Annotated in this window: 16 protein-coding genes; 13 read left to right on the top strand and 3 right to left on the bottom strand. The window is 52.9% G+C overall.

The window, feature by feature from the left end; all coding sequences use genetic code 11:
- Nucleotides 1-382: 382 nt before the first annotated feature.
- From Q31b_RS17385 to Q31b_RS17360, 6 genes are all read left to right on the top strand, one after another.
- Entirely contained in the window at nt 383-1,357 is a 975-nt protein-coding gene (locus tag Q31b_RS17385) for an AAA family ATPase (protein WP_146600905.1), read from the top strand.
- Nucleotides 1,354-2,223 carry a DUF58 domain-containing protein gene (locus tag Q31b_RS17380; protein WP_231617646.1) on the top strand — a complete coding sequence of 290 codons (870 nt, stop codon included), beginning with the start codon at nt 1,354-1,356 and terminating at the stop codon, nt 2,221-2,223. The genes Q31b_RS17385 and Q31b_RS17380 overlap by 4 nt, the downstream gene beginning before the upstream one ends.
- A gap of 229 nt (nt 2,224-2,452) precedes the next feature.
- Nucleotides 2,453-3,301, top strand: a complete 849-nt coding sequence (locus Q31b_RS17375; protein ID WP_146600903.1) for a hypothetical protein — start codon at nt 2,453-2,455, stop codon at nt 3,299-3,301.
- Nucleotides 3,298-4,329: a vWA domain-containing protein gene (locus Q31b_RS17370; protein WP_146600902.1), complete on the top strand. Its 1,032-nt coding sequence runs from the start codon at nt 3,298-3,300 to the stop codon at nt 4,327-4,329. Before Q31b_RS17375 ends, Q31b_RS17370 begins: the two co-directional genes overlap by 4 nt.
- Nucleotides 4,326-6,449 carry a vWA domain-containing protein gene (locus Q31b_RS17365; RefSeq protein ID WP_146600901.1) on the top strand — a complete coding sequence of 708 codons (2,124 nt, stop codon included), beginning with the start codon at nt 4,326-4,328 and terminating at the stop codon, nt 6,447-6,449. Before Q31b_RS17370 ends, Q31b_RS17365 begins: the two co-directional genes overlap by 4 nt.
- Nucleotides 6,446-8,998, top strand: a complete 2,553-nt coding sequence (locus tag Q31b_RS17360; protein ID WP_146600900.1) for a BatD family protein — start codon at nt 6,446-6,448, stop codon at nt 8,996-8,998. The genes Q31b_RS17365 and Q31b_RS17360 overlap by 4 nt, the downstream gene beginning before the upstream one ends.
- Nucleotides 8,999-10,646: 1,648 nt before the next feature.
- On the opposite strand, the gene Q31b_RS17355 is transcribed toward Q31b_RS17360, so the two are convergent.
- Nucleotides 10,647-11,846, bottom strand: coding sequence for a hypothetical protein (locus Q31b_RS17355; protein WP_146600899.1), 1,200 nt, complete (start codon nt 11,844-11,846; stop codon nt 10,647-10,649).
- A 200-nt stretch (nt 11,847-12,046) separates the two neighbouring features.
- Between Q31b_RS17355 and Q31b_RS17350 the strand changes: the two genes are divergently transcribed.
- The 5 genes from Q31b_RS17350 to Q31b_RS17330 all read left to right on the top strand — a co-directional run bounded on the left by Q31b_RS17350 (nt 12,047) and on the right by Q31b_RS17330 (nt 18,765).
- Nucleotides 12,047-12,919: a WecB/TagA/CpsF family glycosyltransferase gene (locus Q31b_RS17350; protein ID WP_146600898.1), complete on the top strand. Its 873-nt coding sequence runs from the start codon at nt 12,047-12,049 to the stop codon at nt 12,917-12,919.
- A 331-nt stretch (nt 12,920-13,250) separates the two neighbouring features.
- Nucleotides 13,251-13,697, top strand: coding sequence for a GntR family transcriptional regulator (locus Q31b_RS17345; RefSeq protein WP_146600897.1), 447 nt, complete (start codon nt 13,251-13,253; stop codon nt 13,695-13,697).
- A 50-nt stretch (nt 13,698-13,747) separates the two neighbouring features.
- On the top strand, nt 13,748-14,668 hold the full coding sequence (locus Q31b_RS17340) for an ABC transporter ATP-binding protein (RefSeq protein ID WP_146600998.1): 921 nt from the start codon (nt 13,748-13,750) through the stop codon (nt 14,666-14,668).
- Nucleotides 14,587-17,082 (top strand): UbiA family prenyltransferase, encoded by a 2,496-nt coding sequence (locus Q31b_RS17335; RefSeq protein ID WP_197171718.1) that lies wholly within the window; start codon nt 14,587-14,589, stop codon nt 17,080-17,082. The genes Q31b_RS17340 and Q31b_RS17335 overlap by 82 nt, the downstream gene beginning before the upstream one ends.
- 222 nt (nt 17,083-17,304) lie before the next feature.
- The gene (locus Q31b_RS17330) at nt 17,305-18,765 is read left to right on the top strand and encodes a hypothetical protein (protein WP_146600895.1); all 1,461 of its coding nucleotides are present in this window, start codon (nt 17,305-17,307) and stop codon (nt 18,763-18,765) included.
- Between the two features lie 87 nt (nt 18,766-18,852).
- Here the strand turns inward: Q31b_RS17330 and Q31b_RS17325 are convergent, their stop codons facing one another.
- The gene (locus Q31b_RS17325) at nt 18,853-19,443 is read right to left on the bottom strand and encodes a HupE/UreJ family protein (RefSeq protein WP_197171716.1); all 591 of its coding nucleotides are present in this window, start codon (nt 19,441-19,443) and stop codon (nt 18,853-18,855) included.
- A gap of 447 nt (nt 19,444-19,890) precedes the next feature.
- Between Q31b_RS17325 and Q31b_RS17320 the strand changes: the two genes are divergently transcribed.
- Nucleotides 19,891-21,531 (top strand): GGDEF domain-containing protein, encoded by a 1,641-nt coding sequence (locus tag Q31b_RS17320; RefSeq protein ID WP_146600893.1) that lies wholly within the window; start codon nt 19,891-19,893, stop codon nt 21,529-21,531.
- Between the two features lie 1,312 nt (nt 21,532-22,843).
- On the opposite strand, the gene Q31b_RS17315 is transcribed toward Q31b_RS17320, so the two are convergent.
- Nucleotides 22,844-23,788, bottom strand: a complete 945-nt coding sequence (locus Q31b_RS17315; protein ID WP_146600892.1) for an L-lactate dehydrogenase — start codon at nt 23,786-23,788, stop codon at nt 22,844-22,846.
- 167 nt (nt 23,789-23,955) lie between these two features.
- Between Q31b_RS17315 and Q31b_RS17310 the strand changes: the two genes are divergently transcribed.
- Nucleotides 23,956-24,714 (top strand): ABC transporter ATP-binding protein, encoded by a 759-nt coding sequence (locus Q31b_RS17310; protein WP_146600891.1) that lies wholly within the window; start codon nt 23,956-23,958, stop codon nt 24,712-24,714.
- Nucleotides 24,715-24,735: the final 21 nt, after the last annotated feature.

Raw genomic sequence — 24,735 nt, 5'->3', positions numbered from 1 at the left:
ATAACGTTTACGCTTGCTGTACCGCCCTCGGCGCAGTCGGGGGAGCGACCGTTGCCCTTAAGGCGTTCGCGAGGGAGGGGGCCCGTAGAGCCTTGCACGAAGTACATCGTGGCACCCCCTCCCGAACGGCGGCTTGACGCCGCGTTCGACCTCCCCCAAACGAAGTTTGGGAGAGGGGGTTAAGTTGTGGACTCAGATCAACGTAAGAACGGAATGATCCGTTTATTAGGTGAGTTAAATGTAAACGCTATTTTTCATGACGTCCTTAGTCAACAGCCTACTCACTGCATTTTACATTCTCTGCTTGGCGGATTTTCAAATCAACGCTGAGCCAATAGACTGTCCAGCAAACACAACATTGGACACACGTTAAAGAAGCCTCATGGGAACCCAAACGATCAACTGCAGTGAGAAACTGAAACAGGTGCGGGGCGAGATTGGTCAATTGGTCGTAGGTCAGCAGAGCCTGATTGATCGCTTGTTGTTGGCGCTTCTTTGCGACGGTCATGTGCTACTCGAAGGCGTTCCTGGAATCGCCAAAACATTGACCGTGAACTGTCTCGCCCAGGCGATTCATGCTGATTTCAGCCGAATCCAATTCACTCCCGACTTGTTGCCGAGCGACTTGACCGGCACGTTAGTCTATGATCCTCGCAATCATACGTTCAGCCCCGAGAAAGGGCCGGTGTTCGCAAATCTGCTGTTGGCAGACGAAGTCAACCGCGCTCCCGCGAAGGTCCAGTCCGCGTTACTCGAAGCGATGCAAGAGAAGCAGGTGACGTTGGGCAAGGAAACCTTCAATCTTCCTTTGCCGTTTCTTGTGCTTGCCACGCAAAACCCGATCGAACAGGAGGGCACCTACGCGCTGCCTGAGGCGCAGGTGGACCGATTTATGTTCAAATTGAAGATCGGCTACCCGTCGATGGACGAAGAATTGCAAATCATGCAGAGGATGGCGACGACCAAGGCTGCCTACAAGATTCAACCCGTTCTCACGATCGATGAACTGATGCGAATGCGTGAGTCCCTGGAGGCGACCTTCTTGGATGAGAAAATCGAGCGTTATATCGTCCGTCTGGTCGACTGTACGCGGCATCCTCGTCAATATGGAATGGACATTGATCGCTATCTTCGTTTCGGTGCGTCCCCGCGAGCGTCCATTTACCTTTCGCTCGCGGCGCGAGGCAACGCATTGATGCAGCAGCGGGATTACACGGTTCCCCAAGATGTCAAGGACGTTGCGCATGATGTGCTGCGTCATCGATTGGCAATCTCCTATCGCGCCGAAGCCGAATCGATCACGTCGGATGACCTGCTCGACCAAATGTTGTCGACCGTTCCTGTGACGACATCATGATCCAAAACACCGCTACTCAATTGTCTCTACTCGAACTTCGCTGTCGCCGACCGGTCGAGCACCTGTTGGCGGGGGAATACCGCAGCGTTTTTCGCGGCCAGGGGATTGAGTTTGAGGATGTGCGTCAATATCAACCAGGCGATGACGTTCGTGCGATGGATTGGAAGGTGACCGCGCGGACGGGTGAGCCTCATATCCGCAGGTACATCGAACAGCGTGAGCAGTTTCTTTACTTGCTCGTCGATGTCTCCTCGTCGATCCTGACGGCATCAGGTGGACAAAAACGAGCCATGATCGCGGAACTCGGTTCGATGTTGACGATGGCAGCACTACGCAACAACGATCGAGTCAGTTTGATTCTGTTTTCCGATCATGTTGAGTTGATGGTGCCGCCTGGCAAAGGTTCGTCGCATGCCTTACGCATTATGGATGCGCTGCTGAGTTTTCAACCGGAGGGTCGCCAGACACAATTCGCAGACGTGTTATCCCACTTTGGCCACATTGCTCGTAAACGTTCGATCGCGTTTGTGATTTCTGACTTCTTTGCCGATGACTATCTCGAAGAGCTCCGAGCACTTTCGATCCGGCACGATGTCAATGCTGTGAATGTGCTCGATCCGGTGAGCCAATTGTCGTCATGCACCGAGTTGGTTCAATTGCAGGATGCCGAATCGGGAACCAGCCGGTATATCGATTTGCGAAGCCGCCATCAACAGGGCAGCAAACACCACGTGACACTGCAAGAGGAGATGCTTCAAAGTGGCGTTGATTTGATGGAAATCGCGGTCGGAGAGGATTGCGTGACCGCCCTGACAAGCTTTTTTCGTTCCCGACAACGACGCGTGGCTAACGAAACGGGTGGATAACGGTCGTTGGTCAGGTGTTTTGGTCGCTGTGGCCAGCAATCGATGTGACCATGCGATCAGAATCAAACACCAAGGCTCTATACCATCATGAATCGTTGTTGCTAGAATGGCTGTATGACAGCCAAACCATTAAGCGAAATTGAGAGTGGAGTGGAGACTTATCGGGAAGATCATCCGTAGAAAAATGCCGCTAAGAAATGAGGGCACGTCCGTACAACCTACTGCGCGGATGACTTCATCCTCGCAACCGGCGATGCGATTAAAAGGCAAATCCGTTGGGGTTGCTTTTAGTGTGTTCGCACTGCAGCTATGCCTATTGACAACATCCGCCGAGGCTGCGGATCTTTCTGGGGTTTCGGTTTCTGGGGTTTCGGTTTCTGGGGTTTCGGTTTCTGGGGTTTCGGTGCGGTTTGATCCGGCTCGAGTCCAGCCAGGGGACGTTTGCGCGTTGATCGTGGAAATGGACCGTGAGACGTTTGGGGGGTTCGAGTTGCACGTTCCCTCGCACCCGAACCTTCATCTTGTGTCTATCGAGCGGTTTCCGGTGTCGTTGAAGGACGGTCGGTATCAACAACGCCAATGTTGGTGGTTGCAGCCACTCGCGTCTGGGACCGTGGTAATCAGCGACGTCCAGGTCGAGCTGACCGATTCCAATGGAACCGAGACCATTGCCTTGCCCTCGGTGACACTTGACGTGGTTCCGCTTGAGTCGATGGACCTTAGCGATGCCCCCGAGCCATTACCCCCTGCGGTTGATGACCACGATGCGACCTCTTTGGGAATTCGCTATTTGACGGTTTTCCTGACGGGGCTTCTCCTCTTGGTCGCGGCTGCCCTCTACCGAAAGCGTCCGCGAACCTCGATGGCGAGTGGCGATGTGCAATGGGACCCGATGGTCGATGCTGTTGAACAGTTGCAATCCGGTTCGGTTCCGTTGCATTTATTGGAACAGATTTTGGCGCATCGTGGTGGTGACTTATCGCCGCAACTACGCTGCGAAATCGAGCAATCCGTCTATGGGAAACGGCGGGAACCAGCGGTGCTTCTTGATTTATTGCGTGAGGAGACGATGCAATGAGCTTTGCGTATGCTTGGCTATTGCTACTCACGCCGATTCCTATCGCGTTGACTTTGCTGTGGCGTCATCAGCGTGGAAGTCTATCGGTGCCGTCACTAAAGCAGTGGGACGATAGCAACCGGGGTCGCGCTCGCTACCTTTGGATTCCGCCGACACTTCGCGTCGTTGGTTTTACTTTACTGCTCATTGCATTGGCACGCCCGCAGGCTGGTTCGACGCATTCCATGCAAGTTTCCGAAGGCATCGCCATCGAACTATTGGTCGATGTGTCGAGCAGTATGAGTATGGAGATGAGGTTCGCTGAAGGTGCGTCGCGTAGCCGCATTGACGTAGCCAAGGAACTGGTTGAACGATTTATCGCAGGGGATGGAAACGAATTGCACGGACGCGAAGGGGATTTGTTGGGGCTGATCACATTCGCGCGGTATGCCGATACGCGAAGCCCGCTCACTTTTGGTCATGACGCACTGTTGGAGCTGGTCCGCGATCTCGAAATCCAGGACCGTCCGAATGAAGACGGAACCGGCTACGGCGACGCATTGGCGATCGCGGCGGCGCGATTAAAGCAACTTGATGATCCCGAGATCCGCCAGATGCAATCGTTGGAGGGCGAGATCGCCAGCCGCGTCATCATTCTGCTGACCGATGGCGAAAACAATTCAGGCCAACACATGCCGGTGGAGGCGGCGGGTCTCGCAAAGGAGTGGGGATGCCGTGTCTACTGTATCAGTCTTGGCGAGCGACCACGTGACTTTTCCGGCCAATCGGTGGAATCCTCGCAGCTCTCGGAAGCCGAACGGGTACTTGAGCATATCAGTCAGGAAACAGGCGGAGTGTTTCGAACAGCCTTCGATTATGATTCGCTATTGGCCGTTTATGCCGAGATCGATCAACTCGAACGGTCCCGAATTGCGACTCGTGAGTATTCTCAAATTGCCGAGTGGTTTTGGTTTCCCTTGGCCGCTGCCTTGCTAATACTCTTGCCTGCACTATTGATCGAAGCGACTTGGTTGAGGACAGTGCCATGAGCCCGATCACGTTCCAAAACCCGGTTCTGCTATCACTGCTGTTGCTGCTGGTCCCGTTGGCGATTCTGATGAAACGTGCGCGGCAACGTCGTGATGGGGTGTTGACGCAAATGGGGGCTGACGACTCGCTGCGGCGAAGTGTTTGGCCAGATCGCATTCGGCTCTTTTCGGTCGCGCTACTGATCCTTGCACTTGCTCGTCCCGGCTACAGTCCACAGCGGTTTTCGATTTCGAAACGAGGACGCGATGTTGTGTTTGTCCTTGATGTCTCACGCAGCATGTTGGCTGAAGATGCCTATCCGTCTCGCTTAGAAGCGGCGAAGAATGGCATTCGCGATGCATTGGCTCATTTTCAATCCGAGCGAGCGGGGTTGGTTATCTATGCCGGCAGCGCAAATATCCTCTGTCCACTGACGTATGACTATGACTTCGTTCGTTTCATGTTGGACCAAGCGACCACGCGAGCGGTTGATTTCGGCGGTACCACACTGTTGTCAGCCGTCGAAAAATCGACTGGCAGCATGTTGTCGGATGATCGACAGGGGATGCAAGATCTCGTCGTTCTTACCGATGGTGAAGATCATGACGCCGACAATCGTCGGGTGGCTCAAATTCTCGGTGAGCACGAATTGGGATTGCTGGTGATCGGCCTCGGTGATGCCAACTCAGGCTCTCGAATTCCAATCAAAGACGACGAGGGGAAGACGGTTTATGTGAAGCATGCGGATCGAATTGTGACAACTCGATTGAATGATGAAGGTTTACGAGAGTTGGCATCACTTTCTAGCGATGCCGTGTATCACCCCGTTGGAACCGCCGCGTTTGACTTGGCTGACATGTATGCCGAGTACGTTGTCGACAAACCGGTTTCGGGAACCTCAGGTACCGATACTTACACGGTTTATCGTGAAGCTGGATTTGCATTGATCGTCTTCGCATTGGTCCTCTTGATGTATGCCGAGCGAATGATTGCCAAGGCACGCCTCGTGGCGATGGTCGTGATCGTCCTACTTTCCACAACGCTTGGGGCAACTTTGCAAGCAGCCGATCCGCGGACGCAGCAGCAATTCGGTGTGGCGATGCAGTTGCAACAGCAAGGTCAGTATGAGGAGGCGTTGGAAGCCTACTCCGCTTTCGAGGCCGAATTGCCGAGCGGTCAGTTGTCGCTTTCCGAATGTGCGTCTTTGGAGTTTAATCGAGGAATGTGTCACTTGGCCCAGGCGGAAGCCGTTGCCGAGTCAGAGCCGCGAACGGCACTTTTGATGGCACGCCAGGCTCAGTTGGCGTTCCTGGCCGCTCGCCGAATGCGTCCTTCCTTTCAACGGTCCGCGTTGAGATTGGATTCCACGGCACAATTGATTACGGGCTACGAGGCCCGCATCGAGGAAGAGGATACTCGTAATCAGGAATTACAAGACCAAGTGCAACAGCTTGTCGATCGACTGCGGGAATTGCAGCGTACACAGGTCCAGCTGCGAAGCGAAGTCCCGCCGCGGAGGACGCCACCGAGGTCACGACAACGGGGGCGAGCGAATCCTGCCCCGCCAACAAGCGAACCGGAAACGGCTCCCGAGGACTCCCAGCGATTCGCTGACACACAGAGACTTCTGCGACAGGAAGGAGTTGCGATTGAAGAGCAAATGAAATCGCTTGACCAAGCGATGAGGCCAGCGGGGATGGAAACCCAAGCCGCTCCAGCCAGCTTCCTGGAACAGCCTCTCCGTTTGATGGCCGAGGTGGTCTCGGCGCAAGAGCGTGCGGAGAAGATGCTTGCACGATGGGACACCTGGGACGACGCACGCGATCAACAGCAAGTGGCGGTACAGAAAATCCAAGAGATTCTTGATTTGATGGCCAGTGATGAATCGGAGGATTCCGACGAAAGTGATTGGGAGGACGAGGAAGAGGATTGGGACATGATGGAACCGAGCGATTCCGATGAGTCCACGTCGGCATCGATGCAAGGCCAAGGAGACTATGCCAGTGATGCTGCGATGCAGCCATTGCCGTTACCCAACTACTCCGTGGACGATATTTTGCAACAAGAACAAGGCAGCCTACAGTTTCGTCAACAGCAGCGAGCTCAAAGCAACCAAAAAAGCGTGGAGAAAGACTGGTGAGACTCTGCCTCTATACCGCTCTGATGCTTGCGGTTGTGTTTACGGGCCATGCCTGCGCCAATGAAATCGAAGCTGCTGCGGTTGATGCTGCGCCCATTGAGCTAGAGATGAAGGAGCAGTCTTGGTTTACGGACGTGGTGGCAACAGCGATCGCGAGATTTCCAACCGTGGTTCAGCAACCAGACGAATTGCCCAACGACAGGATGAGTGGTGGTGAAGATATCTCACTATTGAGTGTGGACGTTACCACCGTGAAGCAAGATGGGGCCGATGTTTCGGTGGCAGTGATCCGTTTTGTTCCACGTCATTCGGGTTTAGCGGTTTTTCCTTCGTTGACATTCTCCTCGGAGTCGACCTCGTTTCAGACCCAGGCCACTCAGATCATGGTTAGCCAGCCGCAGCGAAGCTCGGAGATGAGCTTTGAGCTTCGTCCAGAGAAACGGGTCGTGTACGTGGGGCAACCGCTACGAGTGGAGGTCACGTGGAAAAGTCAGCTTTCGACCAATCGAATCCGTTCGTTGCGATGTTTTCCCGATTTCTTTAATACCGCTTCGATCGAAACGGTTGTGCCACGCACAACCGCTCCGGAAACGGAACAAATGGGAATGCCATTTGGAGGCCGGCGAATCATTGCCCGGCGCGTCGCTCCGCAGGATTCTCCGCTGCAGCTTGGTGTTGTCACCTGTTCCTTGTTCTTGCGGTTCTCCGAACCTGGGACAGTATCGTTGCCGGCGACGCGGTTGGAGTGTGCTTACCTAAAAGGGGATGGCAGTCACTTCTCTCCCTATGCAGCATATTTTAACAACGGTTTGTTTGAACCGATGTCCTCTTTGAATGCCTTTGATCGGATTTACGCTGAATCACAGCCGATTACATTGGAAGTCCTACCGTTGCCGACCGAGGGACGTTCGGAGAGTTTCAGTGGTTTGTTCGCGCCTTGCGAAGTCGAGGTAACGCTCCGTACCGATAACATTGAAGTGGGGCAAGTGATGGAAGTGGACTTGCGGGTGCGATCCGATTCGCCCCACGGTATGCTGGAACTTCCACCGCTCGATCGACAGCGGAGTCTTCGTGGACGATTTTCAGTGGCGAGTGAATTGGGCCGCAAGTGGTATCCCGACGGAACCGGTTTTCGTGCTCGAGCGAGGCCGTTGACGACCAAGGTAACGGCGTTTCCGTCGCTACAGATTCAGTTGTTTGACCCTGACTCCGGTAGCTACCGTTTCTTGCAGACATCGGCGGTGCCACTGCACGTGCGGGCACGCGATGGACGTGATTATTTTGATATTCGAACCTTGCAAGCTGATGCGACACTGACGGATCAGCCTGCGGGGATCTGGCACAACCGGGAACCGACTAGGATGAATGATACTCTTAACATGATCGTTGGACTCCTTGCCGAGAACGTTTGGATGCTGTTGTTGGCTGGCCCGATTTTATTCGCATTACTTCTCCCTTGGGTAAGAGAGCGGCGAAGGCGAGCGGTTGACGATGCCTACCGCGATTGTGCCAATGCCTATCGGGAACTGCGGAAACGGCCTGACGGAACGGTCGAAAAGTGGAATGCGTTTCAGCATTTCTTGGCGACCCGTTTTTCCGTTCCAGCGGGTGCTTGGACTTCGGGCGATGCCGAGAAGTATCTTCATTCAGTTGGAGTGCCCGAGCAAGAGATCCGTCAAATTCTCGACGCGCACGCTGCCAGCGATGCCGCTGATTTTTCAGCAGAAAAACCGTTGCCCAAGGTTCCTAATCTCGATTCGCTCTCACGCCGTTTGTATGATCGACTCCGCCGCACGGTTCCCCTTCTTGCCGCGGTCATCGCACTTACGCCTGGGGCACTGCAAGCATCGGATTGGTCGGAGGCGCAGTCGCTGTTCGACACGGCAGTCGAATTGCCAACGGGGATGCCAGAAACGGAATCGCTATTTTGTCAGGCTGCGTTGAAGTACGAAGCATCCGCTCGGCAACGCGTCCGCATCGGTGAATCCTGGTTCAACGCTGGAAACGCTTGGTTCCAAGCGGGCGAACTGGGGCGAGCGATCGGCTGTTACCGTCAAGCCGAGATCTATCGTCCCTTTGACGAAGTGATTGAAGAGAACCTGAAAGCAGCTCGCGCATTGACACTCGATGTGGTCGAGCAAGATGGTTCACTCAAGATTTCCTCGATACCGGTTCGCTGGGTCTGCGCCGCAAGCGTTGTCGTATCGATGCTGTTTTGGGGATTGCTGCTAGTTCACGTTCGCTATCGAACGCGAGCCAGTTTGGTCGCGTCGCTGCTGCCGTTGATCGTGACAATCGCCCTCTTTGGAATCTGGTTTGTCACCACTCGTCATGCAGGCAAAGAAGGGGTCGTGGTTGTCAGTGAAATCTACGGACGAAAAGGTCCGGCGTACAGCTACAGCACCGCGTTCCATGAACCGCTCCATGATGGACTGGAGTTCGAAATTGTCGAGCAACGATCTGACTGGTTGCTCGTCGAGTTAGCCGACGGCCGAGAATGTTGGATACCGTCATCGGAGACCCAAGTGATTGAAAACTCTCGTCTCTGAAGTAGCCAGCATTATGTTTGAGCCACGAATCTTCACTAATCCGCACTAATAAAAAAAACAGGACTCGATTAGTGAAGATTAGTGCCGATTTGTGTTCCCAATAAACAATAAGCAGCTTTGACTTCTTGACCTCCGAGTGGAAAAATATCCACGAAGCATCCAGCATTAAGTTTGAGCCACGAATCTTCACTAATCCGCACTCATGAAAAAAACAGGACTCGATTAGTGAAGACTAGTGCCGATTTGTGTTCCCAATAAACAATAAGCAGCTTTGACTTCTTGACCTCCGAGTGGAAAAATATCCACGAAGCAGCCAGCATTAAGTTTGAGCCACGAATCTTCACTAATCCGCACTAATAAAAAAAACAAGACTCGATTAGTGAAGATTAGTGCCGATTAGTGTTCCCAATAAACAATAAGCAGCTTTGTCTTCTTGACCTCCGAGTGGAAAAATATCCACGACGCAGCCAGCATTAAGTTTGAGCCACGAATCTTCACTAATCCGCACTAATAAAAAAAAACAGGACTCGATTAGTGAAGATTAGTGCCGATTGGTGTTCCCAATAAACGATAGGCAGCTTTGACTTCTTGACCTCCGAGTGGAAAAATTTCCACGAAGCGGCCAGCATTAAGTTTGAGCCACGAATCTTCACTAATCCGCACTAATAAAAAAACAGGACTCGATTAGTAAAGATTAGTGCCGATTAGTGTTCCCAATAAACGATAGGCAGCTTTGACTTCTTGACCTCCGAGTGGAAAAATTTCCACGAAGCGGCCAGCATTATGTTTGAGCCACGAATCTTCACTAATCCGCACTCATGAAAAAAACAGGACTCGATTAGTGAAGATTAGTGCCGATTAGTGTTCCCAATAAACGATAAGCAGCTTTGACTTCTTGACCTCCGAGTGGAAAAATATCCACGAAGCGGCCAGCATTCAGTTTGAGCCACGAATCTTCACTAATCCGCACTCATGAAAAAAAACAGGACTCGATTAGTGAAGATCAGTGTTCCCCCAAGCAGCCAAAAATAAAAGCAGGTGAAAGGCATGTGAAAACAAGAAGGTTACGACCTGAGCCGCCTTGTCAATTCGTCCCGAATTGGAGGGCCAAAACGTCCGCTGTCCGAAATGCAAGGCGCTCTCAACGGCCCCTGGAGTGGCCACGCCAACACAAGCCCCAGCGGGCAATGGCCTCAGCGACCTATGGGACCCAAGTAGCAACAACCGCTCTTCAGAGTGCCTCAATTGGAAGCTTCACGCCAGTGATCCTGCAGACTAGATCGGCTTATCGCTCTCCTGCACCGAACCAGAAGCAAAATTCGTCGAGACGGGAAAACGAGACTTCCGTTGCGCGTGGCTGCGGGTTTGGCTGTCTATTTTTTTGGTTGTTGCCTTTATTGGATTTGGCGTTATTGGTGCATTCGTTGCACCACTATTCAATCCGCGGAATCCCCAAGCCGTCGGGCAATTCATGGGGGCAATTGGTATGTTTCTGATTGCACCAATAGCTGGCGTATTGGGATTCCTAATGAATCTCCGACGCAACGGTTGACAGAGTTCAGGTGGGTTGTCAATCAGAGCCATCATGAAACGAACATCCTTCCATTGAGCTTGTCTCGGCGAAGGAAACAACGGGTGGCTACCGAGTTTACAGACTTTCTTCCAAGCGTTCGACGATGTCGTTGCGAATTCGAGCGACGTTGTTGTGGTCCTGGATATCATCAGGCTTAAAGAACAACGGTGTCTCGCCATCGGATTGACGGACCATGTACCAATGCGGAGTCGTGATCGCAACTTCACCTTCCTCCCCAGCGGTGACGATCTGGGGCTCGAATTCACTTTGTGATTGCCCCCAAGCCGATGGCGAAATCAGAGCGTTGTCACTTTCCGCTAATTCAATCAATAGCCGATTCAGCTCGCTCGATACGGTCGCTTGGCTGGTTCGCATCGGGCCATGGCAACTCGACTCCACTCGTGTCGATGCTGCACGACGAATGATAAGCGGCAGGTGGTGATGGCAAGTTCTCAGTGGACCGGCCCGGTGACCGACCCAACCGTTTTGCCCTAACGAAAAACCACTCGCTCCGACGACAACGATAGTTGCCCCGTTTTCTTCCGTAGCCTCTGCGAGCAGATCGATCATCCGATCGATCAATTGGATTTGACACGCGTAGGTTCGCATCCACGAAACCACTTGATCGGGGTGGTCGTTCTTTGTAATTGCGTAAAACGGAGGTGTCGCTTCGTCAAAACACCAAGCTGGAGCTGCAGGGCCAGCATCGGTTAGCTCATCGCAGTCGTCGCCGAGGAGATCAGGGGTGTCCGATGGAGGTTCGAGTTCATATCCGTCCTCGTCTTGGGGGACAAGCCATCGTGGCGCGTCCCAGGCCAGCGCTAAAGCCTGAGAGTGCATCCAAGTCACGCTGGCATCCGAACTGCTTTCCAGATGGTCGAGAAGGGCTGCAAACAACTTCGCCAAATGAGTTTCCTCGATCTCCTCGCACGCTCGATCCTGAACGCTAGGTGGCGTCAACCCTACCAGCACGGTTTTGTCAAAATTGACGTCCAATTGAAGTTTTGGAATCTCTGGTTTGTCGGTGATCAGATCGACGCTTCCCATGGTTTGCCACGCTTCGATCCAAGATCGACTGCCGCTTTCGGTGAACCATTGACGCAAGACTTCGTTGGGATTGCTGTGATTTGCAATCATTCGGTCCCAAACGCTGCCGGTTGCGGCCAGTGAGTCAATCCCAGGTGTTTGGTTCCACGATGACCCGAAGCATCCTAGAGAGGCGGTTGCCAGCCCTTCAAAGGAGAGGACGATTAGTTTTCGATGAGGATTTTTCATGAATCGGATCCTAGCACAACCGAGTCCGGTTGACTGCAGTAGGACGCATAATCGGTGCAACCCCCAAAATGGAGCCCTCGCCGATTCGACGCAGCCCAAACTCAATCTCTGCCTGATCGTTCTAACGCGAACCGTTCAAGTTGTGAGCTAGGTTTTCATCGTCCACGTACGCTTTTGACCATTTCTAACGAGTTCATTCGATGTCCGCATCCGCTCTGCAAACTGTGCCGAAGTCAAATCAAGTCAGTGTTCCGCAGACCAAAAAACTCACTCCTTTGGAGCGATGTGTGGTTTGGGATGTGCCGTTTGACCGAGTCAAATTCGACGAATCGATCGACCGCATTGAACAGTTGGTCGATCATGCAATTGAAAACGATTCGCCAAGTTACGTGATCACCGCAAATTTGAACTATTGCATGTTGCATCATCGAGACCCCAGCATGGCTGCGATCACCCGAGATGCCGATTTGATTGTTGCCGATGGCCAACCGATTGTTCTGCGCAGTCGCCTCGACAAAGTGTCGCTGCCCGAGCGCATCGCTGGAAGTGAAATGATCTATGACTTGGCCGAACGCTGCAGTCAACGAGGTTGGGGGATCTATTTTTTGGGTGGCGAGCCAGACGTTGCGCAAAAGTGTGCCGATAAGTTGGCAGCCATGTATCCCGGACTACGAATCGCTGGCGTCGAATCTCCGCCGTTTCGAGCACTCGATGAGCAAGAGCAACGCGAGCAGGATGCCAGGATCAAAGGTTCCGGCGCCCAGGTGCTGCTAGTGGCTTTCGGACAACCGAAGGGGGAAAAGTGGATTCACGAGCACTACAAATGGTTGAACGTGCCCGTCAGTATTCAGCTCGGTGCCTCGTTTGATTTCATTGCGGGAACGTCTCAACGCGCATCGATCACTTGGCAAAACCTCGGCATGGAGTGGTTGCACCGAATGCTCAGCGATCCCCGTCGTTTGGTACCGCGTTACGCCGCCAACGCCGCGTTTCTCTGCGGCCGATTGATCGAAGATTGGAAGCGATTGGTGACCAGTTGGGGCATGGGGGATTGGAGCAGCAAACCACGCTAGCCTTGGCAGTGATGTCGTCCTGACCAGGCAACTCTGTGACGTATCGGTAGCGGCGGGGCGTAAACCGGGGTTGCCAAAAGCCGAGGTAGTCAAAAACGTGGCTTTGACATGCCCTCTTGTTTCGTTGGTTTGGTCCATTTTGGGTTTTGAATTTTGCCGTAATCAGTCGCGAAGCGACTTTTCGACAAAACCAAAAAGCTGGGCATACGCCCCCCCCGCGTTATCAAATTGGGTTAAAACAAAAAATCCCAGCCATCGCTTGACTTCCTCGCTCGCCAACTGTACTATCACGCTATCACACTAGTACGAAGCACTTGCGTGCGGAGCTATCATGTTTTTCTCCATCGATCCAGCGGGCGGGGTCGCGATTTACGAACAAATCGTTCGTCAGGTTAAGTTTGCGATCGCCGAACAAACGCTGAGGCCCGGCCAGCTATTGCCGAGTGTACGCGCCCTGAGTCTGCAATTGGCGATCAATCCCAACACGATCGCTCGTGCTTACCAGCAACTGCAAAGCGACGGTGTGCTCGAATCGCTTCGCGGTCGCGGGATGGCTGTATGTGATACCGCGCCCGATCAGTGCCGCGACTTTCGGATGAAGCTTCTCGGCGAAAGGATTTCGATGGTGCTCAGCGAAGCTCTCCACGGCGGGCTGACGGCTGACGAAATCAACGTGATCGTGGCCGAAAAATTAAAACTTCTTCAAGGCAACGTGACCACGATCAGCCAACAACCTCTCTCGGACCATTCGTCATCCAAATCGGAGAATCGCAAGTGAGCCAACAAGACCACGATCGAAACGAAGTGATTGTCGCAACGGATTTGGAGATGCGGTTTCCGAGGTGCGATGTTTTGAATGGTTTGGACATGCATGTCCGCAGCGGTTCGGTGTTTGCGCTATTGGGTGAAAACGGAGCGGGCAAAACGACGATGATTCGGATTCTGACCGGATTTCTCAAGCCGACATCGGGCAACGTCCGCGTTTGTGGTCTCAACCCCATCGACGATGCTCTGGAAATTCGGCGACGGATCGGCTACGTCTCCGATGCCCCCGCCCTGTACGACTGGATGACCGTCGCGGAGATCGGTTGGTTCACCGCATCGTTTTACCCCAAAGGTTTTGTGGAGACGTATCAAGCATTGATTTCCGATTACGAGATTCCCGAGCACCGAAAGATGAAGGTGCTTAGCAAAGGGCAACGAGCGAAGGTGGCCCTCTCTCTTGCTCTGGCCCATGACCCCGAACTGCTGATTCTCGACGAGCCAACGTCAGGCTTAGACCCGCTCGTTCGTCGACAATTTCTGGAAAGCATGGTCGATCGGGCATCGGCGGGGCGAACGGTCTTCTTGTCGAGCCATCAAATTTCCGAAGTCGAACGAGTAGCCGATACGGTGGCGATCATGCACGAAGGCAAGTTTCGACTATGCGGTGAATTGGCCGACTTGAAGGATTCGATTAGCGAGGTGACGATCAACCTTGACGATCCACTGGTGTCCATCCCGTCGCTACCGAGACCTGCGGAAGTACTCAGCGAAGAGACGGAAGGCCGCCAACGGCGCATGATCGTGAAGGGTTTTTCGCCAGAGATTTGCAATGAAATCGTCGCCAGAAACGGAGTCAACGGCGTCCGCGACCGTGCGGCATCGCTGGAGGAATTGTTCGTTGCATGCACGCGCGGCATCGCCGCACTTCGCTCGGAACCATCACCGGAACAATCCTTAGCAGCGGAGGTCGTGGAACCATCATGATCAACGTCGTCCATCTACGGAAAGAGCTTCGCCAGCTAACGCCGCTGCTCATCGTCGTCGCCGTGCTCGGTTTGCTATGTTTTGCCTTGATCGAAATGCGACCGATGAGCTGGGGCATGGAAATGATGTCGTCTGGCTACGTTTTGATCGGCATCCCGGCATTGTTCGCAGTCGGGGCGGGTCCGATTTCTATCAGTCAAGAAAAGGAAACGCGATCGCTGGCGTGGCTCTGCTCCCTGCCGCTCGCCAAAGACAGGCTTGTTAAGACGAAATTCATCGCTGCTTTCTTGGGTTGGATCGGTCTTTGGGTGTTTACGCTGTTGTGTTCATTTTTCTTCGAATCGATGGGGTGGCGTCTTTTTCCGAGTTACGCTCCCGATTCCAATCCTCTGAAAACCACCTGGCTGGTTTACTGGGTACTCAATTCCTTTTACCTGCTCGTGATCGGATTTCTAACCGCTTGGAAATTCGAAAATTCGATGACCTCGCTATTGGCATTTGTCCCACTGGCGGTGATTCCCGCATTCCTTCGGTTTGGAATCGCATACCTACAAGATCCTTACTACAACTATGGCAACTCCCGTTACGACGAGACATTGCCCCAGTGTCTTGTTTCGGTAGGCGTCTCGTTGTCGGTTGCAATTTTGGCAATGAACCGCGTTGCCCGGCAAACGCTTGCACCGGAAAGCTCACGGCTAAGCCCGAATCCGTACCACATTTTTGAAGGGGCGTCCGACGCGTCGATTCAAACGAGCCAATCGGTACTGCGTCCAAGTTCCGCCATGCTTTGGCAGTTCTTCCATCAAAACAAGAAAGCCTATTTGAGTCTGCTGTCCGCCAGCGTCCTGGTCGGGCTGCTCGCTTTGTACTCAGCCGGTTGGCACGGTTCGAGCGGAAACTTCGTTTTTCCGATTCTTGTGGTAACGCTGGCAACGTCGTGGATCGGCGTGCTCGTTTTTCAGAGCGACAATCACCGTGATCGCATTCGCTATTTTGCGGAACACGGCGTCTCGCCACGAACGACTTGGCTGACCAGGCAACTGCTTCCGTTCGGTTTTGTTTGCCTGGCAAATTTGTTTTACTTGTTCGTTTTAGCTCGCTACATCAATGCAAACCCAAGCGAAGATCAGCTACCGCTGTGGTTAGCGTTTTGGTTTCTGGCGTTCATCTATGGATATTCCCAGTGGTTTGCTCAACTAGTCCGCAATCCAGTGCTGAGCGTGATCGGCAGTCCGATCGTGGCCTACATGGCACTGGGGTACGTGTTTTTCACGCTGTTTTCGGTTTCGTCACGGATCCTTTACATCGTCATTCTTACAGTCGTACCGTTCATCGCGACATGGTGGATGATGAGACGTTGGATGGACCGGCGTTTCGGAAGGCGGTTTTGGTGTTTCCATGCAGCCCTTCTGCTGTTTGCTATCACGCTTCCGATCGGAGATTTAACATGGTTCGTCTTGAACTCGCCCGACATGCCAGATGATGTCAAAGTGGCACTGCGTAAAGAAGGGTCTCAAATTGGTGAGTCACCCAATCACTACGATCCGTTCCGTTTCAATCGGAGTCTTGATGAGCCAAACACGGTCGTCAACCCGACCGTAGAGCGGCGATTGGAACTTGCTGAACAACAGTCCGATACTCAAGACAAAATCGATCGTTTGCAGCAAATCATGTCGGGTTCTGGCTACCAAGGCATCAGGCTTGGTGAATATGAAGTCCAGCAACTTATCGGCAATTTGTATCTATCGCGGACACGACTAGAAATGAATCCACTCGATCAATCAGCGTTGGACGACTATCAAAGCAAACTGCAGCTGATGTGGCTCGCTGCCCGCGCCGCTCGCCGCAGTGTCAACTTGAAGTCGCAAGAGGCAGCGGATTTTGTCGAGATTGCGATAATCGCCGAGCTGCAGCGTCCTGAAACCAAGAAGAGCCTCAACGAGAATGATTTCGATCAATACGTCAACTTTGTCGCCGACACCGAATCGAGAAACAAGTCTCGGCGACGTGCCATCGTGGCGACTTGGTGTCAGTTTGACCGAAGAGCTGAAGACGATCGATCTTTGGATTCGATTGGTGATTATTACATTGAGAATCCTCTTGAGACAACTTTAAAAAGGTTGTTTACCAATAGAAGTCGAGTGAATCACTTGGCTTGGGTACTTCTACAGTTCTTAGAGCTTGGTCCCGAATTGTCAGAAGATCAAAAGGTGGAATTGCTAAGAGATCGGTTGCCTTACTTCCCCGACAGTGTGCTGAAGAACTACTTCGGTTTCCTACCCAGAATCGATGATCCATCCGAGACGGTCCTTTATTCGTTTGGCTCAGGATTACCAGGGAATCAATGGTTTGCAGGATGGGAGCAAGCGGGTGTTGATCTAAAACAGTTATCAACTCGTTCGATGTCACCATGACGTAGCAGAACAACCTCCCCCGGCGCAGCCCGGGGGAGGTCGAGCGATGCCCTTAAGGCATTCGCGAGGGAGGGGGCCTGTACGGCACTTGCACGAAGCGCATCGTGTAGGCCCCCTCCCGAACGACGGCTTAACGCCGCGTTCGACCTCCCCCAAGCTTCGCTCGGGAGAGGTGTAAAGACGTTTGCCAAAATACACTTAGAAACTGATGGGATACGACATATGAATCGAAAAACTGTCGGACTTTGGACGATCGCGTTGTGCCCGTTGGTCCTCGTGCTATCGGCGATCAGCTACGGGTTTGCCCGAGAGTATCAGGCATGGGCCGAACTCAAGCAAACCTCTTCGACATTGATACAAGAATACAGCGGAGCTAACCCGCTGTTGTCTTCACCAGCGGTTCTGTCATCTTCGCGAAATGCAAACGTTGAGCAGGAAGAACGCCAGTTTCAACGCAAAATGGCCGAGTTTGATTTGATGTCCGACGTCATCTATGGACAAGTACGCGATTTTGATCTCATCGGACCGTCCCATTTGCCAATCGTTCTCAACGCACCGGACACGACGTGGGAGGAGGCCCCGCTCTTCGCAGAGATGGTGCAAGACGTTGAGTTGTTGATGGACAACGCAGAAGAATTATTGGCCGAGCAAGATGGTTTTTCCAATGCGACGTTTGAAACACGAGCTTCGCTAAACGACCGGTTTAGCAGTCTTTTGTTGGTCTATTTTCGCTACGCGTTCTATCATCGCGACAGCGAAAACGCGGCGCGAGCATTGAAGCTGCTAAGTCGAATCACGTTTCACGGCCACGGCTACGGCGATGCCTATTCAATGGGCCCGAGTCAAATGGGCCCGAGTCAATTGGGCTTGAGTTTTGGCGACATTGCACGACTCTACGCTCTCTTGGCGGGTACGCTTAGCTATGACGTTTGGTCGGATGAGCAATTGTCGGAGTTATCGGACGATCTGCTGCGGACGCTGGAAATCGAAGCCAAGCTCGATGCGGCGTACAGGTATCGACCTGCACTGACGGCGCAGAGAGTCGTTGCATCGATTTTACCCTACGGGATGCCCGCTGATTCAAAAAACTTGCAACACAACATGATGGTCGATTCGGTCTATTTGAATCGCTTATTGGAAGCATCGAAGCAAGAGGGGGGAATCAGGACAACGCGTGACTTAGAGAAGAGCTTTCGCATTCTCTTAAAAATGGACGAACCGCAGGCCGGGGTTGACCCCACCGGTGTCTTAGCCGTCAATCTCCCCGCTGGCTCCAAATACTCTCAGGCACGTCAAACGCTATTCGAAAATGCCGAGTTCGCCTATGAACTGGGGGCCTTGGAAGATTTGCGTCGAGCGACGAAGTTAGCCGTTGCGATCAAACGGTTTGTGCGGGCACAGGATCGTTGGCCCAATTCGCTTAAGGAGTTGTCGAGTCACAATCCCGAATTAAAAACGGAAACGGTTCAAGGTCAATCGTTTCGGTATTCAGCATTTGACGGTCCACCATCGCCAGCCGTCACGGATGTCGCAATCATCGATGGTTCGATGAGCGAGTTTTTGACCCCACGATTAACTTATGGCCGTTACTATCCACCTCAGTGGTTGAGGGATTACAAGTTCTCGCCTCTTCGTATCGTCGTTACGAAGAGGCGAGAGCTAGTCGCGCCGTCACCGCGTTAGCACGTTAAACAGCATGTTAACCGGGCCGCGTGGTCAGCAAAGCGAAATGCGTGGGTCGTTGCCCATGCGGTATAACTATAAAATTCACTAGACAAATAACATCAGGATCGCGGCGGCGGCGAAACCCGTTCCGGCAACACGGCAAACGGTGCTCAGCAGTTCTTTGAATTGCAAACGCTCAATCAGCAGTCCGCAGCCAACCGTGATCGCGGTTAGCAAAAGCGATGCGATCAACAGGCCAACCGCATAGGGGGCCAATGAAATCGCAGAGCCCGTTTCCGCGACATGAGCGTAGCCTTGGAAGATTCCGAACAGGGGCACTAACGCAACGACGAGAGGCTTTTCCTGCTGCCTGCGAACCAGCAAGACGCCTGCAACCAACAACGAAGCGGCGATCATTGGTTCGATCATCGGTAGCGTTATTCCTGCGAATGCGATCATGCCACCGACGGCACAGCAACCGATAAAGGCCGCAGGGATCGTCCAAAAGCGATGGCCACCTAAGCGGATCGACAACAGGGCGACTGCGATGATGACCAACACATGGTCGAGTCCGGTCAGAGGATGCAAGACCCCGTGGACGAATCCACCGCCCGTGCCGTGACCGGGATGAGCCATTGCGACCGTCGGAACGGCAGCAGCGAAAATAGCCATCAGAACGTTCTTCTTGGTAAGCATCGTGGATTTCCTACTCGAGTATGGTTTGAACCTATCAGCAAACATCGTAGCGAAAGTCGCCAAGACTTTCGGCGGTTCACGGGGCATCCCGAAACGCTTAGCGTTTTTCCGCTAGCCGATACTTTGCACTTTGCGTTGACGAAACGTTCGCTGAATTAAAATCTTTCTTCGCGTTGAAGTCAACGATGATTGCCAGCGTTCATTGTTAGGATCGGCTTATTCGTTGTAACCGTGTAATCCTTTGGCTGGACCAACAACTTCTTAGACCCAGAAAACCGCTCCTCGGTCTCGTTGCAAGCTATAAGCTCTTAAGCGGGCTTTCCGGCCGCTCGTAGTGGATCTCGTTTGAAATCCCTACCGCATGGGGATCTTTTGCAAGATCCACTACGAAATTCCGCCGCCAGAAACAAATCCCAAATGCCTTCCCGTTCAATTGGATAGATACTCATGTTTTTAGACTTAGCGGTCGCGTTAAGCTGTGCGGGGATCGGATTGTGTTGTGGCTGGGTCGCACACGGGATCGGGTGGCTTGAGTCGTCCGATCAGCTATCGGTTGCCCAATCATCTCAAATTCAGCTCGAGTTGACTCGTGCGCGAGCCGAGCAGGAACGATTGGCGATCGTGGCGGAACGCTTGAAAGACAATGCCGTTCGGATGGCCATCGATGTGGATGATCATCAAGGCAACATCCAAGCCGTTACTGATTCGCTATCGTCCGACGAGGTTGCCTCGACGGATGCTGTGATGGAAGCGGTGAACCGCTTGATTGCAACAAATGAAAAAATGCAATCGAAACTGCAATCGGCCAAAAAGCAGATACACGATCAGGCGGAACAGCTCGAATCGGCTGAACGAAGGGCTCAAACCGATGCACTCACGAGCATCTCAAACCGTGGTGCGTTTGATGAGCATTTGAAACGTCGCCATGCGCTGGGGATGGATCGTGCCGGAACACTTGTGCTACTCGATATCGATCACTTTAAGCCGTTCAACGATAAGTACGGACACCGATGTGGTGATGAAGTCTTGAAAGTGGTCGCACAAATGTTTCATGCTCGCTTGAAATCGTACGGCATCGTTGCCCGCTTTGGCGGCGAGGAGTTTGCGGTGATTATTGACGGCTACACGGTCGAGGAATGCGAAAGTATTGTCGAATCTGCACGAGTTGCGATTTCGCAGCAGGTAATCGACTATGAAGGCAATGATTTGCAGGTAACCGCTAGCATGGGGGTCGCGCAACCGCTCGAAGAGGACACCGTTGCACAATGGATCGAACGGGCTGACGCAGCACTCTACCACGCCAAAAAACACGGCCGAAACTGCGGTTACATGATGGACAACATTACACCGCGCTTGATCTCGCTGAGCCCTGAAGAAGCATCGAAGTCGAGACCGCTGCCTAAACCACGGCGACGTACCAAGTCGGAGTCCGATGCCGAGGCTGCAACGGGCGAGACGCAGGAGATGGAAAATGACGCTCGATCAGAGTTGATCGAGAAGGATGATTCAGATGCTCCGCAAGCAATCGACACCGCGGGACGGGACGAACCAGCAAACGTTGACACAACAAGCGAACAACCTTCGCCAACGGGGACGATGGAGGGGGCACCGGAGGGATATGGAACGATAACCTATGGGCCAGCCGAGGAGCAATCGCCCGCGGACGTGCACGCGAGGCTGCCAGCGCTTGAGACACTTGAGAAGGAGTTTGATGAGCTACAAGCGAGATCCAAGGCACTCAAAAAGAAAACTCAAATGATCTCGCTGCATGTGACGGGGCGCCCAGCAACCGGTAGTATCCGAGCATTGCTGCAAGTCGTTCGTGCATCCCTGCGAAGTGTCGATCGGATTGTCGCCCAAGACGCGGCCACCTTTATCGTCTGTATCCCAAACAGCGATCCACAAATGATGCAAGAAAGAGCGGAGCAGATCAGGACGTCAGCCGAATCGATCCGGTTTGGTGATCAACGGGATGAACACGCCGAATCACTCGAAATGAAATATATTGAGCTTGAATCCTACGAGTCATTTGAGCGAGCGATGGAGCGTTTGGAGCAGGTGGGACCGTTTGCCGCAGTCGGGGCGTGACCCGCTTTTCATCCCTAAAGAACAGCCGTTTAGTAGCGTGAACGCGGGCGTTTTGAAAAAATTTGAAATCACCTTTGAATTCGCCTTGACCGAGGCAAGCCGTTGCCTCTATTCTCCGCCCATCGCTGAGCAACCCTCACGGAACTGCAAAGCGAGCCACATGGCAAATTTGATAAGATCCAGCATCGGCAGCGATTTTGACTTAGCAATAATTCACTCGCGGCTGCGGAACAAATCTCGGCGAAATCACACGGAAGTGGGCTTGCTAAGGTGACTTCAATTTTGCGATGTTATGTGTTCGATCAGTCAACACAAGGATGTGATTGACCTGGTCGGACCACAATCCACCGGCTCCCGGAAATGAAGCGCGTTGTCCTCCGCCCCCCTAGGATTTCGTACTTTCCGGGAGCTTTTTTTTTGATCTCTTGGCATTGGTCCCTTGGCATTGGTCCCTCGGCATTGGTCCTTTGGGGGGCTTGTCGCCTGCTTGGACATTTGTAGCTTGCTTTGCGGATAGGTCCGAGAATTGGTCTCGCTGCAAATAATTTTGATTTCGTCCGAATTCTCTCGGAAAATCTCCCCCCTCCTGCTTATGTCTCCTATTTGGCCAAAAAATGGTTTTTATGGCACTGCAGGCGGCAATAGCTGTCGCAAATGACAAATGGCTAATGTGCAGCAACCAACGAGCAGAAAAAACTGGCTCCTTGACGTAAAGCTTGCAATCCGTAAACTTCGCCTAGGTTTCCCACATTGGTAAGCCAATATCTCCACATTTTCGAGAGGAAATACCCATGGTACGTTCGATTTTGGCTTTGACCCTGTTTGCGGTTGCTGGCAGTGTTTTGGCTCCTCAAGCTGACGCCGGTCTGTTTGATTGTTTTAAAAAGAATCGTGGCTCGAGCTGCTGCGAAGCTGCACCTACTTGCTGCGCCCCAGAGCCAACCTGCTGTGCTCCAGAGCCAACTTGCTGTGCTCCAGAGCCAGTTTGCTGTGCTCCAGAACCAGTTTGCTGTGCTCCAGAGCCAGTTTGCTGTGCCCCAGAACCAGTGTGCTGTGCTCCAGAACCAGTTTGCTGTGCCCCAGAGCCAGTATGCTGCGAGCCAGCTCCACGTTGTGGTTTGTTCGCTAGATTGAAGGCACGTTGTGCCGCTCGTCGTTGCTGCAACTAGTCAGCAGCACAAAGCGTGTGACCAGAATTCAATAACGGGCTTTGCTTAGGCAAAGTCCGTTTTTTCGTTTAACCGCGTGTCCTACGGGCTGGGCGTGTCCTACGGTTAACCGCGTGAGGCGTTGGCCACGTGGGGTTAACGGGCTAGTCGATATGGATCGAATCAATCGCATTGCGAATGACGGCTGCACTCACCTCGAGCGCCTTCATTTCTTGTTCATTTAGCGTCTGGGGAATTAAGTCGACCAATCCGTTTCCGTCGATTAGATGGGGCAGTGCGATGGTCACATCGGAGACGCCGCCGATCTTTTCGACACGTCCGCAGACGGTGAGTATGGCGCGTTGATCGTTCAAGATTGCCGATACGATTCTAGCCAATGCGCTTCCAATGCCGTAATAGGTTGCCCCTTTTCCTTGGATAATCTGGTAGGCAGCTTGGCGTACGTTCTGTTCGATCTTTCTACGATCTTGCGTGGACAAGTTCAGGTTCCTCACCTCGCAAAACTCCTCGAGTGACAAACCGGCGATCGTAACCGACGACCAACTGAGGACTTCGGAATCGCCGTGTTCTCCGACGACGTAGGCATGAACATGTTGGGCGTCAACATCCAAATGGCGTCCAAGCAGGGCGCGAAAGCGTGCGGTATCGAGCGTCGTTCCGGAGCCGAGCACGCGGTTGGCCGAGACGCCCATTTGCCCAGCGAAATGGCTGGCCATATGAGTCATTATGTCGACCGGATTGGTCGCGACAACGATGACGGCATCCTTCGCAGCCTCGAGTACCTTAGGGACGACCTGGCGAAAGACGTCGGCGTTCCGCTGTAGTAGTTCAAGTCTCGATTCGCCAGGTTTTTGTGAAACGCCTGCGGCGATGATGACAACGCGGCATTTCGCCAGATCGCTGTAATCGCCTGAAAAAATGTCGAGTGGGTGAGCAAATGGGATGGCGTGCAAAATATCGTTCGCTTCTGCCGAGGAACGCGATTTGTTTTGGTCGACCAGGACAATTTCGCTGCCGATTCCTCGCATCACAAGTGCATAAGCGGCCGTCGATCCGACCATTCCTGTACCAACGATCCCTATTTTCATTTTCTATCCATACGATCAGAGTGTCTCTTTTCGATCATTCTAAGCCTATTATCGTCCAAAACTAGGTGAACCGCTCTGAGTTTCATCACGTAGCGGTGTTGAGAAGAAACCGTTGAGCGGTATATTTCTCCCTTTCACTCCATGTTATTCCTAGCAAAGATTGCCGTATGACGATTGAAACCGAATCTCGCAAGCCGATGATCGAGGCGATTGGGCTTAGCAAGTTTTATGGTCCGTTCGCCGCCGCCCGAGAGGTGACTTTTTCGGTGGGCGAAGGAGAGCTTGTTGCTTTTCTTGGTCCAAACGGAGCCGGAAAAAGCACGACGATGAAAATGTTGACCGGTTACATCGCCCCGAGCGAAGGCCTGGCTCGAATCGCGGGTCATAATATGATGGAAGACCGGATCGAAGGCAGCCGACATCTTGGTTACCTGCCCGAAAATGGCCCCCTCTATCCTGAGATGACACCTTCGGGAATGCTCAGTTTCTTTGCCGATGCACGTGGCATGTCGTCGGCTCAAAAGAAAGATAGGATCGATGCCGTTGTCGACATTTGTGATCTGTCGAGTGTGATCTACAAACCGATCAGCAAACTGTCCAAGGGCTTTAAACAACGGGTCGGGATGAGCCAAGCGTTGCTGCATGAACCAGACGTATTGATCATGGACGAACCGACCGCTGGTTTGGATCCGAATCAAGTTCGTGGCGTGCGGAAAACGATGCGTCGGCTGAGCGAAACCAAAACGATCTTGCTAAGTACCCACATCTTGCAAGAAGTGGAAGCGATGGCTAGTCGCGTGGTTATGATTAACGAAGGCCGTTTGGTCTACGACGGCGACGTTGCTGGACTACGACAGCATGGCGAAGCTGAAAATGGCGAAAACGGTCTTGATGATGCCTTCTACGCATTGACCCGTGAAGCATAAGCTTTTTGGAAATCCAACCCT

The sequence above is a fragment of the Novipirellula aureliae genome (assembly GCF_007860185.1).
GTDB classification, from domain to species: Bacteria; Planctomycetota; Planctomycetia; order Pirellulales; family Pirellulaceae; genus Novipirellula_A; species Novipirellula_A aureliae.
Note: the sequence above shows the minus strand (reverse complement) of the source record. Positions and strands in the feature narration are given on the sequence as shown.